At 68.1% G+C, this 13,532-nt stretch carries 17 protein-coding genes and 1 tRNA gene; 5 read left to right on the top strand and 13 right to left on the bottom strand.

Going from position 1 to position 13,532, the window contains the following annotated elements:
• Positions 1-26: 26 nt before the first annotated feature.
• The 6 genes from HHX40_RS38110 to HHX40_RS04465 form a co-directional block, all read right to left on the bottom strand.
• The gene (locus HHX40_RS38110; protein WP_396777579.1) at positions 27-110 is read right to left on the bottom strand and encodes a putative leader peptide; all 84 of its coding nucleotides are present in this window, start codon (positions 108-110) and stop codon (positions 27-29) included.
• A gap of 32 nt (positions 111-142) precedes the next feature.
• Positions 143-625: a thioredoxin family protein gene (locus HHX40_RS04485; RefSeq protein WP_182879553.1), complete on the bottom strand. Its 483-nt coding sequence runs from the start codon at positions 623-625 to the stop codon at positions 143-145.
• A gap of 68 nt (positions 626-693) precedes the next feature.
• The gene (locus HHX40_RS04480; protein WP_182879552.1) at positions 694-1,587 is read right to left on the bottom strand and encodes an anti-sigma factor family protein; all 894 of its coding nucleotides are present in this window, start codon (positions 1,585-1,587) and stop codon (positions 694-696) included.
• Entirely contained in the window at positions 1,584-2,096 is a 513-nt protein-coding gene (locus HHX40_RS04475) for a sigma-70 family RNA polymerase sigma factor (protein WP_244301829.1), read from the bottom strand. The genes HHX40_RS04480 and HHX40_RS04475 overlap by 4 nt, the downstream gene beginning before the upstream one ends.
• A 61-nt stretch (positions 2,097-2,157) precedes the next feature.
• Positions 2,158-2,838, bottom strand: coding sequence for a DUF2993 domain-containing protein (locus tag HHX40_RS04470; RefSeq protein WP_182874165.1), 681 nt, complete (start codon positions 2,836-2,838; stop codon positions 2,158-2,160).
• 144 nt (positions 2,839-2,982) lie between these two features.
• Entirely contained in the window at positions 2,983-3,231 is a 249-nt protein-coding gene (locus tag HHX40_RS04465) for a MoaD/ThiS family protein (RefSeq protein ID WP_138460561.1), read from the bottom strand.
• Positions 3,232-3,504: 273 nt separating this feature from the next.
• Between HHX40_RS04465 and HHX40_RS04460 the strand changes: the two genes are divergently transcribed.
• Entirely contained in the window at positions 3,505-4,218 is a 714-nt protein-coding gene (locus HHX40_RS04460; protein WP_182879551.1) for a winged helix-turn-helix transcriptional regulator, read from the top strand.
• A gap of 59 nt (positions 4,219-4,277) precedes the next feature.
• On the opposite strand, the gene HHX40_RS04455 is transcribed toward HHX40_RS04460, so the two are convergent.
• Positions 4,278-6,113: a bifunctional metallophosphatase/5'-nucleotidase gene (locus tag HHX40_RS04455; RefSeq protein WP_182879550.1), complete on the bottom strand. Its 1,836-nt coding sequence runs from the start codon at positions 6,111-6,113 to the stop codon at positions 4,278-4,280.
• Positions 6,114-6,244: 131 nt separating this feature from the next.
• Between HHX40_RS04455 and mshD the strand changes: the two genes are divergently transcribed.
• Positions 6,245-7,156, top strand: coding sequence for a mycothiol synthase (mshD, locus tag HHX40_RS04450; protein WP_182879549.1), 912 nt, complete (start codon positions 6,245-6,247; stop codon positions 7,154-7,156).
• Positions 7,157-7,198: 42 nt separating this feature from the next.
• Here mshD and HHX40_RS04445 read toward each other — a convergent pair whose 3' ends face one another.
• The 3 genes from HHX40_RS04445 to dcd form a co-directional block, all read right to left on the bottom strand.
• On the bottom strand, positions 7,199-8,197 hold the full coding sequence (locus tag HHX40_RS04445; RefSeq protein WP_182877803.1) for an inorganic phosphate transporter: 999 nt from the start codon (positions 8,195-8,197) through the stop codon (positions 7,199-7,201).
• Positions 8,198-8,815 carry a DUF47 domain-containing protein gene (locus tag HHX40_RS04440; protein ID WP_036328787.1) on the bottom strand — a complete coding sequence of 206 codons (618 nt, stop codon included), beginning with the start codon at positions 8,813-8,815 and terminating at the stop codon, positions 8,198-8,200.
• 155 nt (positions 8,816-8,970) lie between these two features.
• Positions 8,971-9,546: a dCTP deaminase gene (gene dcd / locus HHX40_RS04435; RefSeq protein ID WP_182879548.1), complete on the bottom strand. Its 576-nt coding sequence runs from the start codon at positions 9,544-9,546 to the stop codon at positions 8,971-8,973.
• Positions 9,547-9,663: 117 nt separating this feature from the next.
• Between dcd and HHX40_RS04430 the strand changes: the two genes are divergently transcribed.
• Positions 9,664-9,737 (top strand) — tRNA-Gly (locus tag HHX40_RS04430).
• 4 nt (positions 9,738-9,741) lie between these two features.
• On the opposite strand, the gene HHX40_RS04425 is transcribed toward HHX40_RS04430, so the two are convergent.
• Both HHX40_RS04425 and HHX40_RS04420 read right to left on the bottom strand, forming a co-directional pair.
• Positions 9,742-10,167 (bottom strand): type II toxin-antitoxin system VapC family toxin, encoded by a 426-nt coding sequence (locus HHX40_RS04425; RefSeq protein ID WP_182877805.1) that lies wholly within the window; start codon positions 10,165-10,167, stop codon positions 9,742-9,744.
• The gene (locus HHX40_RS04420) at positions 10,164-10,409 is read right to left on the bottom strand and encodes a hypothetical protein (protein ID WP_169953045.1); all 246 of its coding nucleotides are present in this window, start codon (positions 10,407-10,409) and stop codon (positions 10,164-10,166) included. Before HHX40_RS04420 ends, HHX40_RS04425 begins: the two co-directional genes overlap by 4 nt.
• A 398-nt stretch (positions 10,410-10,807) precedes the next feature.
• On the opposite strand from HHX40_RS04420, the gene HHX40_RS04415 reads away from it, so the two are divergent.
• Positions 10,808-11,287: an adenylate kinase gene (locus tag HHX40_RS04415; RefSeq protein WP_182879547.1), complete on the top strand. Its 480-nt coding sequence runs from the start codon at positions 10,808-10,810 to the stop codon at positions 11,285-11,287.
• Positions 11,288-11,990: 703 nt separating this feature from the next.
• Here the strand turns inward: HHX40_RS04415 and HHX40_RS04410 are convergent.
• The gene (locus tag HHX40_RS04410) at positions 11,991-12,584 is read right to left on the bottom strand and encodes a DUF6461 domain-containing protein (protein WP_182879546.1); all 594 of its coding nucleotides are present in this window, start codon (positions 12,582-12,584) and stop codon (positions 11,991-11,993) included.
• Positions 12,585-12,895: 311 nt separating this feature from the next.
• Here HHX40_RS04410 and HHX40_RS04405 point away from each other — a divergent pair, with 311 nt between their 5' ends.
• Positions 12,896-13,360 (top strand): hypothetical protein, encoded by a 465-nt coding sequence (locus tag HHX40_RS04405; RefSeq protein WP_182879545.1) that lies wholly within the window; start codon positions 12,896-12,898, stop codon positions 13,358-13,360.
• The last annotated feature ends 172 nt before the right edge of the window (positions 13,361-13,532 follow it).

The raw sequence follows: 13,532 nt of genomic DNA, 5'->3' as shown, positions 1-13,532 counted from the left end.
GCGGCGCGAAGCCGCAGGAATCACCCTCAGGCGATGCGACAGAGCGATGTCGCGACGCGGCAGAAGTCCACCGCACGCCGCTTCGTGAGCAGCTCTGTCGTGGGAGTCATGGCCACGACAGTACCTTCCGTCTCGACATCTGTCACACCTTGTCCGACGGGTGAGACGGATTTTGAGACGTTCCATCCACGGCGGCACCGAGAGCGGCGATCACGTCGGCCTTGCGCGGCTGGCCCGACGCCCTCTTGACCACGTTTCCCGCGCCGTCGAGGACGAGCACCGTGGGGGTGCGCAGCACCTCGAACCGCCGGACGAGGTCAAGGCGCGACTCCGCGTCGATCTCGACGTGGCGCACGCCCGGCACCAGGCCGGCCACCTCGCCGAGGATCCGGCGGGTCGCCCGGCAGGGCTGGCAGAACGCGGTGGAGAACTGCACGAGCGTGGCCCGCTCGCCCAGATCGGCGCCGAGATCCGCGGCCCATTGCGCGGCCGGGCCCGCGCCGCGGTCGCCTCCTGTCGCCGGGACGTTCTCCACTGCCCGCATCCTCCCGTCGCGCCGCCGCATGACCAGCCCGGCGACCACACCCACGACGAGTGTGGTCACAAGGGTCGCGATGCCTGCCATCGCCGTCTGCAACCCTCGGTACGCCGGAGCTGATTCCCGGCCCGGGTCACGGAAAGGTCACAGGACGCTCAGAGCCTGGCGGCGACCAGTGTGCGGCCGTCGGCGCCGGCGAGTTCGACGCGCTCGATCTGATCGGGGCTCAGCGCCGTCGAGCCCTCGAAGACCATCTTCGGCCCGCGGTACTCCCCGCGCTCCACCGTCCAAGTGCCGAGGACCGAGACGGTGCCGTCCTTCCCGACCACACGGAGCGCGCACACCGTCCCCGCGGGCACCCCGGCGACCCTCGCGACGACCTGCGTCCCGCGCTCCTGCGGGACGAGCCGTACGGTCAGCCGCATGTCGCCGTTGCTGCCGCGAGCCTCCGGCGAGGTGGTGACGGTCGCCTCCGCGGGCGGCTGCTCGGCCTTCTTCGCCACGGTGCCGGATGAGGGCACAGGCGAGGCGGAAGCGTCGAAGATTCGCGGGATCTCGTCGTTGCCGGTTCTGGGCGCCTGGGCCGCGGCGGCGTCCGAAGCGGCGTCCGAGGCGGCGCCGCCGGCCGCCGCACTGCCGGCCGCGCCCTCAAGCCTGCTCTCGGGCCCGGTCGCGTACCGCGGGGCCGCGACGGCCGACCCCGCCGCCGTGTCCTGCGACGACGTCTGCGCCGCCGACAGCCAGGCCGTGCCGCCCACTGCCGCGACGACGACGGACGCGGCGAGCGCCAGCAGCACGCGGGACCGGCGCCCCCGCTTCGCCGACGCGGCGACCAGCCGGTCGAGCACGGCGCGCGGCGGCGCGGCGGCGCGCTCGACGTCCTCGGCCGACACGAGCGCCAGCAGGGGCGGCAGCCCCGACAGCGCGGCCAGCTCCGCCCGGCACTCCGCGCAGGTCTCCAGGTGGGCCTCGACCTCGGCGGTCTCCTCGGCGTCGAGCGCCCCGAGGACGTACACGCCGAGTGAGATCCGCACCTCCTCGCAGGTCATGGTGCCAGCCCCCGTTCCTCCAGGGCGAGTTTGAGCGCTCGGAGTGCGTAGTAGGTCCGCGACTTGACCGTCCCCTGCGGGATGCCGAGGATCTCCGACGCCTCCTTCACCGATCTCCCCCGGTAGTACGTCTCCATGAGCACCTCCCGGTGCTCCGGCCTGAGCGAGGCCAGCGCCTCCGCGACCCCCCACGACTCGACGGCACGGTCGAGCTCGTCGTCGGCGGGCAGCACGGCGAGCGCCTCGTCCCCCGTCTCCTGCGGCCTGGACCTGCGGGCCCGGTGCTGGTCGACGACGATGTTGCGGGCGACCGTGAACAGCCAGGCGCGCACCGGGCGTCCTTCGAGCACCCCGGGGTTGCGCCAGGCCCGAAGCAGCGTCTCCTGCACCACGTCCTCCGCCCTGCCCGGGTCACTGGTCAGCCGCAGTACGTAGCCGTACAACGGCCCTGCGTGATCCTCGAAAAGCGCGCGTACGAGCTCCTCGTCGGCGGTTCCGGCTGGACTCACACCTTCTTCACGTACGAAACGGCCGGCCGGTTCGGCACTGTGACCATCGTCACGTGGGCCGTCACTTGAAGGAGACATCACTCGCGGTGCCCTGGACCGCGAGTCCCTCACTGGTCGAGGTCACGCGGGTGATGCGCAGGTTCAGCGGCAGGTTCTTCACCGGGACCGTGAAGGAGATGAGCCGCTCGGGGTTCGGCACCGGAATCGCGCCCGCGAGCCGCACGCTCGCCGGCGTGAGCCGGATCCCGTCCTTGATCATTTCGATCTTCATGTCGGCGGTGACCGGCACCTGGTTTCCCAGCACGGTCACGTTGCCCGAGACGCGGAGCTTGTCGTCGCCGGTGCCCTCGACCTTGATGCCCTTCGGCGCGTGGGCGGACAGGGTCTGGCGCGAGATGACCACGGTCCCCACCACGCGGTCGGCCCCGATCTTGGCGGCCGCGGCGTTCTGGATGAGGTCGGCGAGCGGGGCGGTCACGCCGTAGAGCGTGGCGTCGATGCGTTCGAGCTGGACGCCCTCCCGCTCCACCTCGCCGATGCCGATGGCGATCTCCTCGTATCTGCCGGAGAACGCCTGCGTGAGGAACGGAAGCCCCTTCACCTGCACCGAGGGCGGCTGCGCCAGGTCGTACTGGGCCTCGATCTGGCGGGCGATCTCCCGCTGCACGCCGACCACGGCCACCCGGTCGAGCACGACGAGCAGGATGGCGAGCATAACCACGGCCACGACCAGCTTGCGCATCCGACTCCTCCGAAGGCGCCCGTACGATTCAGCGTAGTGCCCCTGCCCGCGAGATTTGCCCCGAGAACGGACAATGTCCGGAGCGACGCACACCCACTCCGGACGCCGTGAGGGGTGAAGCTTGACGGGAGAGGCACGTGCCGCTCATCCCCCGGCGAATGGGGGCAAAACCTCTACCACGAATCCCTCGGGCAGCGTGATCGTGGCGGGGTCGCGAGTGCCCGCCGGGGCGCCGTCGATCAGGAAGGACGACCGGCGCAGCACGCGCTCCAGGGCCGGGTCCCCCCCGATCCGCGCGAGCAGGTCCGCCAGCGTCGCCGCGTCGGCGGCCTCCTCGGGCGTCCCGGCGGCCTCCTTGGCCGCCGCCCAGTAGCGAATCGTCCCCGTTGCCATGGTCAGCCCGCTCCCCTCGTGAGCCGCGTCTCGGTCGGCGTCCGAATCATGTCACCTCCATGAAAGCTCTCCGTCACCGCCACGTTACGGTCTTAAACCACGTGACGTGTTGTTCACACGGGTGACGCGGATTGGACGCAAAGTTCGTGTGGGCTACCCTACGGATTAATGGACTCGGGCGATGTAGCCCCCGGGTCCTTACGTGTTTGTACGGCTGTCGCGGTTTCCAGTGCTGCAAACGGCGCCGAGCCGACATGGTGCGAGGAGGCTCATGTGAGCAATCTGCTCCTGCTGACCAACGCTCTGGAGCCGTCGGCGGAGGTGCTCCCGGCACTCGGACTGCTTCTCCACTCGGTGCGGGTCGCCCCGGCCGAGGCCTCCGCTCTGATCGACGCGCCGCCCGCGGACGCCATCCTGGTCGACGCGCGCCGTGAGCTCGTGCAGGCCAAGAGCCTGTGCCGGCTGCTGCGCACGACCGGTGTCACCTGCCCGCTGATGGCGATCGTGACCGAGGGCGGCCTGGCGGCGATGACGGCGGAGTGGGGCGTGGACGACGTCATCCTCGACACCGCCGGCCCCGCGGAGGTGGAGGCCCGGCTGCGGATGTCCGTCGGGCGGCTGTCGCTGGCCGCCACGGAGGACGTCCCCGACGAGATCCGCAGCGGTGACCTGTCGATCGACGAGGCCACCTACACGGCCAGGCTGCGCGGCCGGGCGCTCGACCTCACGTTCAAGGAGTTCGAGCTGCTCAAGTATCTCGCCCAGCACCCGGGCCGGGTCTTCACCCGGGCCCAGCTGCTCCAGGAGGTCTGGGGCTACGACTACTTCGGCGGCACCCGGACCGTGGACGTCCACGTACGGCGGCTGCGGGCGAAGCTGGGAGCGGAGTACGAGGCGCTCATCGGAACGGTCCGCAACGTCGGCTACCGGTTCGTGCCCGACCGCGGCGGCGAGCAGCAGGCCGAGGCCGAGACCGTCAGACGCTGACTCCGGCCGGAAAGGCCCGCCCCCGCTGCGGGGGCGGGCCTTCCGGTGTTCTCCGTCCCTTACCGGATGAGGTTGATCCGGCCGGTGGCCGGCGGGGCGATCGGCGAGTGCGCGCCCATGTAGGCGACCAGCGCGTCGATGTCCAGCGGGCCGCTCCACAGGTTGGTGCTCTGCGTGAACACGGTGAAGCCGTCGCCGCCGCCGACGAGGAAGTTGTTGGCGGCCACCCGGATCTGCTGGGTGTCGGTCACCGCGGTGCCGTTGATCTTGATGTCGGAGACCCGCGAGCCCTCCGGCTTGGTGGTGTCGAAGGTGTAGGTCAGTGACGAGGACGGCTGCAGGATCCGCTGGGTGATGCCGCCCGTGGTCGGGTCGACCTTCCAGATCTGCTGCTCCAGCAGCGCCTTCAGCTGGGCCCCGGTGAGCGTGACGACCTGCATGAGGTTGTTGAACGGCTGCACCGTGAAGGCCTCGCCGTACGTCACGACCCCGTCCCCCTCGGCGCCGCTCTGCGGGAAGGTCAGGTCGGCGCGGACGCCGCCCGGGTTCATCAGCGCGATCTCGGCGTTGCCGCCGGTCTTGGTCGCCTCCAGCTGCGCGTCGGCGATCAGGTCGCCGAGCGGGGTCTCGCCGACGTTGCTGCCCCGCCCGATCGTGGCGGTGATCTTGCCGATCGGCTTGTTGGCGACGGTCGAGACCCGCTCCTTCCAGGTGTTGATGTACGTCTCGGTGTCGGAGTCCGGGGTGACGGTGCGGGTCACCACGTTGTTCTTGGCGACGACGCTGGAGCGGATGACGTCCTTGGTCCTACGGTCGATCTTGAAGTCGATCTGGGTGATCGCGCGGCCGAACGAGGAGCCCTGGGTGTAGACGCGGTCCTGACCGGCCGGGTCCTTCACCTTGCAGACGTACGCCTGGTGGCTGTGGCCGCTGATGACCAGGTCGATCTGCGGGTCGAGCCCCTTGGCGATGCGCGAGCCGGCGCCGGGGACGACCGGGCACGAGCTGGGGTCCTGGTTGGGAGTGATGCCGTCGCCCTCGTGCACCAGCGCGACCTGCGCCTTGACGCCGTGGCGGGCGAGGAGCTTCGACACCTTGTTGGCGGCCGCGATCTCCTCGGTGAACTTGAGGCCCGCGATGCCGGAGGCGGTGACGATGCTGGGGGTGGTCTGGGTCACCAGACCGATGAAGGCGACCTTCATCCCGTTGATCTTCTTGACGAAGTAGGGCGGCAGGGCGTAGTCGCCGTTCGACTCCTTCTGCACGTTGGCCCCGAGGTAGTCGAAGCTCGTGCCCTTCCACGTCCCGGCCGGGGAGCAGCCGTCGACCGGGTGGCAGCCGCCGTTCATGATGCGCTTGAGCTCGTTGATGCCCTCGTCGAACTCGTGGTTGCCCGCCGAGGAGGTGGCGAGGCCGAGCTGGTCGAGCAGCGCGGCGGTCGGCTCGTCGTGGTAGGCCGCGGACAGCAGCGGCGAGGCGCCGATGAGGTCGCCGGCGCCCACCAGCAGGGTGTTGTCCGTACGCAGTTGCTTGAGGTGCGCGGCCAGGTAGGCGGCTCCGCCGGCGATCGAGTACTTGGCACCGGCGATGCCGGTGAGGGAGCCGTCCGTGTCGGTGAGCGGCCCGTTGGGGTCGAGGATCCGGGAGCCGGACCCGGTCGGGGGCTCCAGGTTGCCGTGCAGGTCGTTGATGGTCAGCAACCGGACGGAGACGGAGGGGTCGGGCTGGTGGCCGTGCCCGGCCGGGTGCTTCGGCCCATGGTTCGTTCCATTGGAGACCGCGGGGGCGGCAGCCTTCGAAGCGGGATCGGCGACGGCCGGGCTCACGGTGAGAGCCGCGGCGCCCAGGATCGCGGCGCCGGCGACGGCCAGTCGCGTCAGGGATGCTCGGGTCATGACCCCCGACAGTAGAACGGCGACCTGATCGGGAAATGGCGCAAAGATAACGATTCAGGGAGGCCACGGCTGGCGTCTATTGCCGAAGCCCCCCGCCGGGGCGCGCCGGCCCCTCGCCTATCGTGCCAGGCATGAACGTACGCGTGGAGATCACGGAAAGTCTCGGCGACGAGCAGGTTACGGCCGTGCTCGCTCTGGTGGAGGCGGCCGCCGAGGCCGACGGGGTACGACCGCTCAACGAGCACGTGATGCTCCAGGTGCGCTACGGCGCCGTGCCGGGGGCGAGAGCCGTACTGCTGCACAAGGACGGCGACCTCGCCGGATTCGCCCACCTGGACCCGCCCGGCGACCCGGCCGGCCCCGAGGAGGGACCGAGCGGCGAACTCGTGGTGCGCCCGGCCTTCCGCGGGCTCGGCCTGGGCCGGCGGTTGCTCGACGCGGTGCTGGAGGCGAGCGGCGGCAGGCTCCGCCTGTGGGCGCACGGCGACCTGCCCGCCGCCGCCCGCCTCGCCCGGAGCGCGGGCCTGACCCGGGCGCGGTCGCTGTGGCGGATGCGCCGTCCGCTGGCGGAGCCCCTGCCCGCCGCCCCGCTCCCCGAAGGCGTACGGCTGCGCACGTTCGAGCCCGGGCGCGACGAGCAGGCCTGGCTCGCGCTCAACGCGCAGGCCTTCGCCGCCCACCCCGAGCAGGGCTCCTGGACGATCGACGACCTCGAACTGCGCGAACGCGAACCGTGGTTCGACCCCGCCGGCTTCTTCCTCGCCGTACGGGACGACACGCCGGTGGGCTTCCACTGGACCAAGGTGCACCGCGACGGCGACGACGGCGAGCCGATCGGGGAGGTGTACGTCGTGGGGGTCGGGCCCGGCGAACGCGGCACGGGCCTCGGCCGGGCGCTGACGATCGCCGGGCTCGCGCACCTGCGCGGCCTCGGCCTGGCCCGGGTGATGCTCTACGTGGACGAGGAGAACGCCGCGGCGGTCCGGCTCTACGAGTCGCTCGGGTTCACCCGGTGGATCACGGACGTGATGTACCGCCGGTGACGACGGCGGGCCGGTCCCGGGAGAGGGCGCCGGCCCGCCGGGTCAGCCGAGGACGAGGTTGAGGATGAAGTAGCCGATCGCGGCCACGACGGCCGCCGCCGGGATCGTCAGGACCCACGCGGTCACGATGCTGCCCGCGATGCCCCACCGTACGGCCGACAGCCGCTTGGTCGCGCCGACGCCCATGATGGCGCTGGTGATGGTGTGGGTGGTCGAGATGGGCGCGCCGAACCCGAGGGCCGCCGTGTAGAGCACGCTCGCCGCGGCGGCCTCGGCCGCGAAGCCCTGCGGCGGGTCGAGGTGGATGATCCGGCGGCCGAGGGTGCGCATGATCCGCCAACCGCCGGCGTACGTGCCGAGGGAGATCGCGAGCGCCGATGAGGTGATGACCCATTCGGGGATGTGCGAGTCGGGAGAGACGTAGCCGCCGACGACCAGGGCGAGGAAGATCACACCCATCGTCTTCTGCGCGTCCTGCAGGCCGTGACCGAGGGCCATCGCGGCCGCCGACAGCGTCTGGGCGTACCGGAACCCCTTGCTGGCCCGGTGGGGGTTGGCCCTGCGGAAGATCCACAAGATCGCGATCATGATGACCGCGCCCAGGAGGAGCCCCACGACGGGGGACAGCACCATCGGGATGACGACCTTCTCGATCACCCCGCTCCAGTGCACGGACGCGCTCGCCGCCAGTGCCGAGCCGACGAGCCCGCCGATCAGGGCGTGGCTGCTCGACGACGGCAGGCCGAAGTACCAGGTGATGAGGTTCCACACGATGGCGCCGAACAGCGCCCCGCCGACGATGATCAGGCCGTGCCTGCCGTCCGGAGCGTCGATGATCCCCTTCCCCACGGTCGAGGCGACCGAGGTGCCGAGATGGGCGCCGATGAAGTTCATGACCGCCGCCATGAGCAGCGCCACCCGGGGGGTCAGCGCCCGGGTGGAGACCGACGTGGCGATCGCGTTGGCGGCGTCGTGGAAGCCGTTCGTGTAGTCGAACACCAGTGCGATGACGACCACGCTGATGACAAGCGCGAGCTCCACTTAGCTTTCCTTGACCGCGATCGTCTCGACCGTGTTCGCGACGTGCTCGAAGGCGTCCGCGGCGAGTTCGAGCTGCTCGATGACCTCGCGCATCTTCATCACGGTCAGCGCGTCGTACTCACCGCTGAAGAGCTTGGCCAGCAGCCGGCGGTAGATCTGGTCGGCCTGGTTCTCCAGCCGGTTGATCTCGATCCAGTACTCGTTGAGGTGCTGCATAGAGCGCAGGCGCGGCATCGCGTCCGCGGTGAGCTCCGCCGCCCTCTCCAGGACCTCCACCTGGCGTACGACCTCCTTGGGCAGGTGGTCGATCTGGTAGAGGACGATCAGGTCGGCGGCGGCCTCCATGAAGTCCATCACGTCGTCGAGGTTCGACGCGAGGCGGTAGATGTCCTCACGGTCGAAGGGCGTGATGAAGCTCTCGTTGAGCCGGTTCATGATGGCGTGAGTGCGCTCGTCACCCGCGTGTTCGCAGGCGCGCATCTTCTCGGCCAGGGCGTCACGGTCCGAACCGTCGCTGATGATCTCGACCAGCAGACGCGATGCGGTGACGAGGTTGTTCGCCGAGTCGGCGAACAAGTCGTAGTAGCTGTCCTCACGGGGCGTGAGACGCAGGCGCACGTCGTTTCTCCAGTGTGCGGGGACGGTCCGCAGAGAAGGGTACGGGTTACCAGTTGAAATGCGAAGTTCAGGCCATGCAGGCCCACTTGTAACCTACTCTTCCCCTCCCAGCTGCCCGGAAGGGCTCCCGTGACACACTTGTTGCCAGGTTCCGCTCAGATACTCGTCCGGTGGAAGTTGAGGAACGACCGGCTGGGAGTCGGCCCCCGCTGCCCCTGATAGCGCGAACCGTACCGGTCCGAGCCGTAAGGGAACTCGGCGGGCGAGCTGAGCCGGAACATGCAGAGCTGGCCGATCTTCATGCCGGGCCACAGCTTGATCGGCAGTGTGGCGACGTTCGACAGTTCGAGCGTCACATGCCCCTGGAAACCGGGGTCGATGAACCCGGCCGTGGAGTGCGTGAGCAGTCCCAGCCGGCCCAGGCTCGACTTGCCTTCGAGCCGTGAGGCGATGTCGTCCGGAAGGCTGATCACCTCGTACGTGCTGGCCAGCACGAACTCCCCCGGATGCAGGATGAACGGCTCGTCGCCCTCCGGCTCCACCTGCCGGGTCAGGTCGGGCTGCTCCATCGCCGGGTCGATGTGCGGGTACCGGTGGTTCTCGAACACCCGGAAGTAGCGGTCCAGGCGTACGTCGACACTGGACGGCTGGATCATCACCGGGTCGTACGGGTCGAGCTTCACCCTGCCCGACTCGATCTCGGCGCGAAGGTCACGATCGGAAAGCAGCACGGTGCCAGGCTAGTAGGCCCGTTGAGCGCCGGTGTCAGGGATCTTCGCGTCGGGACTGCAGGAGCACCCCTTGAATCCGCTACAGTAGGGGCAGCGACGGGCTCCACTGCCCGTCACGCGGGTGTAGTTCAATGGCAGAACATCAGCTTCCCAAGCTGACAGCGCGGGTTCGATTCCCGTCACCCGCTCCAAGATCTAAGCGAGCACCTCCGGCAGTAGCCTGAACGCCGCCACATGCCGCGGCCGGATCAGTCCGAAATCGCGCCGGTCGATCGTCGCGATCTGTGTGATTCCCAGACGCTCGGCGATTGCGACCACGGACACATCGGCAGGGTCGAGGCGAGCATCTTTGTAGAGCCGGACGAGTTCGGCCATACGTCGTACGTCAGCGGCAAGCAGATCGACCAGCTCGAACTCTGCCGTGACGAGATCAAGAAACTGCGCGTGTACGGCCGGTCCCATGTGCCTGTTGATCGTCCAACCGGCCTCGATAAGGACGGTTGAGGGCAGAAGCAACGGCCCTTCCAACTGCTCAAGGAGTCGCACACACGAGGCATGGTGCTTGTCATCGCGATCGACAACGGCGATCAGCGGCCCTGTGTCCAGGAGCGTAGCGGTCACACCGACCGATTGAATCGCTCCGCCAGCAGATCTTCGACCCGTTCTGACAGATCGCCCTCTCCGGATGCGCCGATCCCCGCGATCGACAGCCGACGACGCCGTACCGGCTCCGACAGATCTTCGTTCGCGGCCTCAGCGAGTTCCGGGTCCGTCTTGACCAACCGCAGCAGCCGGCCCGCCTGGTCCGGCGACAGCCGATCCACCAGGTGATGAAGCTCCTCATGCGCATGCCCAGCGCTCATGCTCAGAGTCTACGCTCGCGATCTCGCTAGCGTCAGGGACACGGTGGCCGTGCCCGTTACGTGCCCGATCGGATGGCTATCAGCGGGAAGCCACGGGGCCTACGGTCACGCGACCGCCGTAGGCCCAGGTTGTAGTTTTCCCAGCTCAGCTGGCTTGATCTTGAAAGACTTCCCAAGCTGACAGCGCGGGTCCGATTCCCGTCACCCGCTCCACGTACGAAGGCCCAGGTCAGGGATAGTTTCCACACTCAGGCCTTGATTGTTTCTGACGGTCTTCGATCTTCGCGTGCCATTAGCGTGCGGTTAGCCCTTGGTCAGCCCACCGGAGCCAGGCTCTGTTCGCAGTCCAGATCTTCGGTTCATGAGTAACTGGTTCAGGAACAGGCTGAGGAGGCGGGATGAACAGGGTCGTGGTCCTCGGACGGGGTGGCGCGGGCAAGTCCACGCTCGCGGTCCGGCTCGGTGAGGTGCTGTCGCTGCCGGTCGTCGAACTGGACAAGCGCTTCTGGAGCACCGGGCTCTCTCCCACCCCCAAGGAGGAGTGGGAGGTCGTTCAGCGGCGGCTCGTCGATGCGCCCCAATGGGTCCTCGATGGTGACCTGGGCCCCTACGACGTCCTCGACGTCCGTCTACGAGCCGCTGACACGGTGGTCGTCCTGGACTTTCCGCTCTGGCGCTGCGCCTGGCGTGCGCTGCGCCGATCCCGCGAGGGTCTGACCTTCTGGCGCTGGGTCCTCACCTACCGGTGTCGCGCTCTGCCCCTTGTGATGGACGCGATCGCCGAACACGCGGGCACCGCCGAACTCCATGTGCTGAAGAACCCCGACGGAGTCGAACGGTTCCTGGCCAGGGCGAATGGGGCCACGCTCCGGCCCTAGCAGCCCGGCCGGGTGGTCGCCCTCGTCGTCATCGCGCCGGATGATCTGCCGGTCGATGGCGTCCCTGATCGCCTGGTCGGCACCCCGTACGGCGCACTGGTAGATCATCGCGACTCGGACAATGTCGTGTCCGGGCCACGAGATTCTTGATTCCCAGGTTAGCGACAGACTAGGTGATCAATCTGGCGGGATGCCCGTACGGCAGGATGAAACTGTGCGACACGCAGACAAGCGAGAGGCACTCGCCCTGGCTAACTGGAAGCTCCTGCGTGAGGCACTGGCACATCTAGCGCTGTCGGCCCCGGATCAGATCGAGTGGCTCAGGTCGGTGATGTGACCGGACGAGTTGGCCCTTGATTTCTGCGACGCGTTTCAAGCTTCTTGGCAATCAAGGGAGGCCGGATGGATCAGTGACGAGGTGGCGAGCTACCTGGACGCGATCGACCGTCTCACTAACGATCTTACCGAGGAAGGCCCTGAGCCCTGGAGCGCCGAATGGTTGCGCTCCCATCCCACTTGGGAGCGCCTGAGAATTTTTGATCGGATCGCCCTCGTCCTCATGCCTCCGGCTTAGAAATCAAGGGCGGCGGCCGGGCATGCGGCCTGGGGGCCGGTCCCGGCCGCCAGCAGCTCGGGCCGCCCACCGCGCACCCATCCCGCCGTAGCCATCCACGCACCGACCATCGGCACCCCACCACAGGCTTTAGGCGACGGTGCCACCCAGCCACGGTCCGTTCAGGATCTCCTCCGTCAGCATCACCCCGGTAAGCCTTGCCATGAGCAGCAGTGCCGAAGCCACGTTTGGACGTCTGCGGCTCGCACCGTCGTGGCTGTCTCCTGGCGTGTAGCCGGGATCGAAGCCCGCATCCCGCATCACATTCACCAGACGATCCGGCTCACTACCGGAGCGCCAGGCGGGAATGCCAGGGTTGAAGCAAGTGATCAGTTCCCCGTCAACTGCATACGCGAAGTCATCACTTGCGTAGTCGTGCCGTAAGACAGATACGGACTCTGTCCCGCTCGACAGTGCCCGTAGGGTGTCGATCTCTGTGGCGTGCCACCCGTACACCTCGATAAGCGCGGTCCAATCGCCCAGGCGTCCAGCCAGAACCGTGTCGGGAAACAGCCCCCCATCAATCAACTGCTCGTACGTGAGCGGCTCAATGCTCTCCTCCCTGGCACCCATCCGGCGAAGAGCCTCAACCTCATCAACGTCCCGAACGAAGGTCAGACACCAGAGATCACCCAAGCCCCACTCGGGGTACAACCACGCGATATCAGCCCGCGAGATGTCCATAGTCAGCACTCCCTAGTCCATCTGCCTCCAGGTCCCGACAAGGTAGCGACTCGACCCGACATTCGCTCCCTCTCGCCCCCTTCAGCCGAACGTCAATGCCTCCGGCAGAGCGCTCCGGCTCCGGCTGATCACCAAGGCTGCGCTCATCATGGCCGGCCGTAGTTGGCTGAGGTAGGGGCCTGATCACCCCGCCCGCCATCGACCCGGGACAAGCCGAGCAGACCAAGGCCGCTTCCCCTTCGGGCGGGTCGACGGCAGACGGGGTGATCAGCCAGGCGGAGTGTGCGCGCCGCGCATGAGAAAGTGACCTCGTGGTCGACGATCCTTCCACCCTCATCAACTACTGGCTCAGCGCCTGGGAGCTGACCAGCTTCTACGCCCGTCAACCCGAGCAGGGCGAAGGACAGCGAATGTGGGCAGAGACAGCCATATACGCGCTTGGCAGAGCCGAGGCCGCAGGTCTAGATACGACTAGCGCCAATGCAAGCCGCTTCTACCTGCGCGCAGGCCTGATTAACGATCTCGGCCCCATGGGCTCATCCCTGTGGAACCCCGACGCACTCGCCGCGGACATCCTGGCGGCCCTCCCTCTGCAACTGGAGCAAGCCACAGAGTGGGCCATCAACTGGCAACAGCGGCCCCGGACAGAGATCCTGGCCCTCCGCCGGTGCAAGAACCTGCTGGGGCCAGCCCAATATATCCGGGACTATTTGTCGACGACGCCGACGGCGAGAAGGCTTGACCAGTGGCTGAGGCTCCGAGAGCAACTTCCCTAGCTGATCGAACAGCAACGGATGCACTTGATCGTCGTGCAACTAGCGTGCATTAGACAGGGCGACGAGGGGTCAATCACGGTAACTCATGACGCGCCCGAAGCCCAGGTCGGCCGCCCCACGAGGCATGATCCATGCAATTTCCAAGCTGACGGCGCGAGTCCGATTCCTTTGT

Origin of the sequence: Microbispora sp. H10949 (assembly GCF_014161435.1) — a bacterium.
Lineage (GTDB): Bacteria > Actinomycetota > Actinomycetes > Streptosporangiales > Streptosporangiaceae > Microbispora > Microbispora triticiradicis.
The sequence above is the reverse complement of the archived record's forward strand: the minus strand, read 5'-3'. Positions and strand labels throughout refer to the sequence as shown.